Source organism: Parvibaculum sp., assembly GCF_040882025.1.
Lineage (GTDB): Bacteria > Pseudomonadota > Alphaproteobacteria > Parvibaculales > Parvibaculaceae > Parvibaculum.
The window spans coordinates 1-4578 of record NZ_JBBECC010000098.1 but is presented as its reverse complement, the minus strand read 5'-3'; the positions used below and the strand labels follow the sequence as shown (position 1 = coordinate 4578).

Annotated in this window: 2 protein-coding genes; one reads left to right on the top strand and one right to left on the bottom strand. The window is 62.2% G+C overall.

The genetic code is table 11. The annotated features are described in order from the left end of the window. The coding region (gltB, locus tag WEB61_RS07030) for a glutamate synthase large subunit (protein WP_368063620.1) at positions 1 to 3398 on the bottom strand (3398 nt) is incomplete at its 3' end. A gap of 522 nt (positions 3399 to 3920) precedes the next feature. Between gltB and WEB61_RS07025 the strand changes: the two genes are divergently transcribed. Continuing rightward, positions 3921 to 4578 (top strand): low specificity L-threonine aldolase (locus WEB61_RS07025; protein WP_368063619.1); only part of this gene is annotated, 658 nt, incomplete at its 3' end.

Here is a 4578-nt window from a genome sequence, read left to right as displayed (position 1 = left end):
GCGGCGATGACGACGTCGCGGCCCGTGCGCAATCCGCCATCGGCCTGCACGGCGATGCGGCCACGCAGGTGGTTCATCACGAGCGTCTGATGCGTCTCAGCCAGACCGATCTCCCAGGGGGAGCCAGCATGCTTGATCGAGGTCAGCGGCGAAGCGCCGGTGCCGCCCTCGAAGCCCGAGATCGTCACATGGTCGGCGCGCGCCTTCGATACGCCGGCCGCAACCGTGCCGACGCCGACTTCGGACACCAGCTTCACCGACACGAGGGCTGAAGGGTTGGTGTTCTTCAGGTCGAAAATGAGCTGCGCCAGGTCCTCGATCGAATAGATATCGTGGTGCGGCGGCGGGGAGATCAAGCCGACGCCCGGCGTCGAATGACGCACCTTGGCGATGACCGCATCCACTTTGTGGCCGGGCAACTGACCGCCTTCGCCGGGCTTTGCGCCCTGCGCCATCTTGATCTGGATCATGTCCGAGTTGACCAGATACTCCGTCGTCACGCCGAAGCGGCCGGACGCAACCTGCTTGATCGCGGAGCGCATGCTGTCGCCGTTGGCCATCGGCTTGAAGCGGTCGGCTTCCTCGCCGCCCTCGCCGGTGTTCGACTTGCCGCCGATGCGGTTCATCGCCATGGCGAGCGTCACGTGTGCCTCGCGGCTGATTGCGCCAAATGAGATGGCGCCGGTCGCAAACCGCTTGACGATTTCGGATGCCGGCTCCACTTCGTCCAGCGCGACGGGCGCGCGCCCCGCTTCCTCCGCATTCTTGATCTCGAACAGACCGCGGATCGTCAGCAAACGCTCATTCTGCTCGTTGATCTGCCGCGCGAAGACCCGGTACTTGTCCTGGCTGTTGCCGCGCACGGCATGCTGCAGGTCGCGTACGCTGTCCGACGTCCACGCATGGTCCTCACCGCGAATGCGGTAGGCGTATTCGCCGCCGACATCGAGTGCGTTCTTCAGTACCGGTGCATCGGAGAAGGCGAGCTTGTGCCGGCGCAACGTTTCCTCGGCGATTTCCTCGATGCCGACGCCTTCGATCATCGAAACGGTGCCGGTGAAATACTTCTGGGCAAAATCCGACTTCAGGCCGATGGCGTCGAAAATCTGTGCGCCGCAATAGGATTGATAGGTCGAAATACCCATCTTGGACATGACCTTCAACAGGCCCTTGTCGACGGCCTTGATATAGCGCTTTTCGGCCTCTTGCCGCGTCAGCCCCTCATCGAGACCGGGCAGCATGTCGACCAGTGTCTCAAAGGCGAGATAGGGATTGATCGCTTCGGCGCCATAGCCCGCGAGGCAGGCGAAGTGATGCACTTCCCGCGCTTCGCCCGTTTCGACGACGAGGCCGACCGATGTGCGCAGGCCCCGCCGGATCAGATGATGATGCACGGCCGATGTCGCGAGCAGCGCCGGAATGGCGACACGTTCCGCCGAAACGAGCCTGTCCGAGAGAATGACAATGTTGTAGCCCTGCGCGACGGCCTCCTCGGCGCGCGCGCAAAGCCGTTCCAGCATGTCGATCATCTCGCCGGCGCCGCGGCTCACATCGTAGGTGATGTCGAGCGTCTGGGTACGAAAGTGGTTGTCCGCGACTTCGCCGATCATGCGGATTTTCTCGAGGTCCTTATTGGTGAGGATCGGCTGGCGCACTTCGAGGCGCTTTACCTGCGACATGCCTTCGAGGTCGAGCAGATTCGGGCGCGGCCCAATGAAGGACACCAGCGACATGACCAGTTCCTCGCGGATCGGGTCGATCGGCGGGTTGGTGACCTGCGCAAAGTTCTGCTTGAAATAAGTGTAGAGCAGCTTCGACTTCGAAGAGAGCGCCGAAATGGGCGTGTCGGTACCCATGGAACCGACGGCCTCCTGTCCCTCCATCGCCATCGGCGCCATCAGGAACTTCAGATCTTCCTGCGTATAGCCGAAGGCCTGCTGCGTATCGAGCAGCGAGGCATAGCTCGGTTGCTTCGCCGGGTGCAGCGGCGCAGGCATCTCCTCGAGATGGATCTGCGTTGCGTTCAGCCATTGCTGATAGGGGTGCAGCCTGGCCAGCTCGGCCTTGATTTCGTCGTCGGCGATGATGCGGCCTTGTTCGAGGTCGATCAGCAGCATGCGGCCTGGCTGCAGCCGCCACTTTTCGATGATCTTTTCTTCTGGCGCGGGCAGTACGCCCATTTCGGAGGCCATCATCACAAAACCATCATCGGTGACGTAATAGCGCGCCGGCCGCAAGCCGTTGCGGTCGAGCGTGGCACCGATCTGGCGGCCGTCAGTGAAGGCAACGGCGGCGGGGCCGTCCCACGGCTCCATCAGCGCTGCATGATACTCGTAAAAGGCGCGGCGCTCGGCATCCATCAGCGGATTGCCCGCCCATGCTTCCGGAATGAGCATCATCATCGCATGGGCCAGCGAATAGCCGCCCATGACCAGAAGTTCGAGCGCATTGTCGAAACAGGCGGTGTCCGACTGACCTTCGACGGCGATCGGCCAGAGCTTCTTCAGGTCTTCTCCGAGAAGGTCCGACTGCATGGACGAGTAGCGCGCCTGAATCCAGTTGACGTTGCCGCGCTTGGTGTTGATTTCGCCGTTGTGGCAGATCATCCGGAAGGGATGAGCGAGGCTCCATGTCGGAAAGGTGTTGGTCGAAAAACGCTGATGCACAAGCGCAAGCGCCGTCACCATATCCGGATCCGTCAGGTCCTTGTAGTACTTGCCGACCTGCGCTGCGAGCAGCATGCCCTTGTAGACGATCGTGCGCGACGACAGCGAGGCAATATAGAGACCCTTCGGGATCGTACCGTGTTCATGGAACAGTGTGTTGAAGATGCGCTTGCGGATGACGAAAAGCTTGCGCTCGAAAGTATCCTGATCCGCGCAAACCGGCCCCCGGCCGATAAAGATCTGACGGTGGAAGGGCTCGGTCGGCTTCACCGAATAGCCGAGGTCGGAATTGTCTACCGGTACGTCGCGCCAGCCGAGGAAAACCTGGCCTTCTTCGCCGATGACTTTCTCGGTTAGCGTGCAGATCTTGGCGCGCTCGGCATCGTCCTTCGGCAGGAACATGTGACCGACGCCGTAATGTCCTTCGGCGGGCAGTTCGAAGCCGAGCTTCTTTGCTTCCTTGCGGAAAAAGGCGTCGGGGATCTGGATCAGCAGACCCGCGCCGTCGCCGGCCTTCGGGTCCGCGCCAACTGCGCCGCGATGCTCAAGGTTTTCGAGAATCCGCAGGCCGTCCTCGACGAGCTTGTGGGATTTGATGTTGTGGATGTTCGCGACGAAGCCGATGCCGCAGGCATCGTGTTCGTTGCGGGGGTCATAGAGCCCTTGCGCGGCCGGAAGCCCGGCGTATTCCGCCATGGCCGCTCCGTCCATCCGTTCCCGCTTTTGCGTCATGCCCATCCATCCTTCACCCGGATCCGCCTCCCGGGACAACTTCCCCGGTTCCGAGGCGGGTCGCCTCGATCGTCATCAATTCTTCGGCCGCACGCCCGCTTGTCCCCGGCGCCTTTCAGGCCAAAGCCCCGGTTCGCCGGAGCGCTTGTCGCGATCCGATGTTCGGCACGCGCCGGAGTTCGGCTCAAGGCCAGCACACTCCCATTGCGTACCCTTGCAGTGCCGCCATCGCTGGCGGAGCTTTCTGCTGGGTGCTCCCTATTGCCCGGAGCGGAGGCTTTACTGACAGGCGAGCCGCACCCGTTTCGGTCAGCCAGTCGGCCCGGAAAAGCGAAGCTCTCCCAGTCACGCGATCATGCCAGACAGGGGGTCTTGAATCAAGTAAATAAGACAGGATTGCTGACCTATAACTTGTTTAACGAAATCAATATGTTAGTGCCTGAATCGCGTAGCAGGCCGGGTTCAATGGTTCCATTTCGCCTGGCTGCGGCTACGATCCGCCGCTTATCCGACGAGGGGATCATGGACTTTACGAGTGACAATGCAGCGGGTGCTGCGCCGGAAATTCTTGAGGCGCTGGTCCGGGCCAATGGCGGAACCGCGGCTTCCTACGGTGCCGACACGATAACGGCGCAGTTGGTCCGGCGGTTTTCGGCGATTTTCGAACGCGAGGTTGCGGTTTTTCCGGTCGTCACGGGCACCGCCGCCAACGCGCTGGCGCTGGCGGCGCTGACACCGCCCCACGGCGCGGTGATGTGTCATGAGCTTGCGCATGTGCACGTGGATGAGTGCGGTGCGCCCGAAATGTTTTCCGGAGGCGCGAAGCTGGTGCCGCTTTCGGGGCCCGGGGCGAAGATCGATCCCGCGGCGCTCGCGGTCGCGCTTGCCGCACTTCCGGCCAACGTCGTGCATCACGTGCAACCCGCAGCGCTGACGCTGACGCAATCGACCGAGTTGGGCGCGGTCTATACGCCGGAAGAAATCGGCGCTCTTGTCGAAATCGCCCGCGGGCGAGACTTGCGCGTTCATATGGACGGCGCGCGTTTTGCCAATGCGGTGGTGGCGCTCGGACTCGCGCCGGCCGAGGTGACCTGGAAGGCGGGTATCGACATCATGTCCTTCGGTGCGACCAAGAACGGCGCGATCGCGGCCGAGGCCGTTATCGTTTTCGATGCTGAGC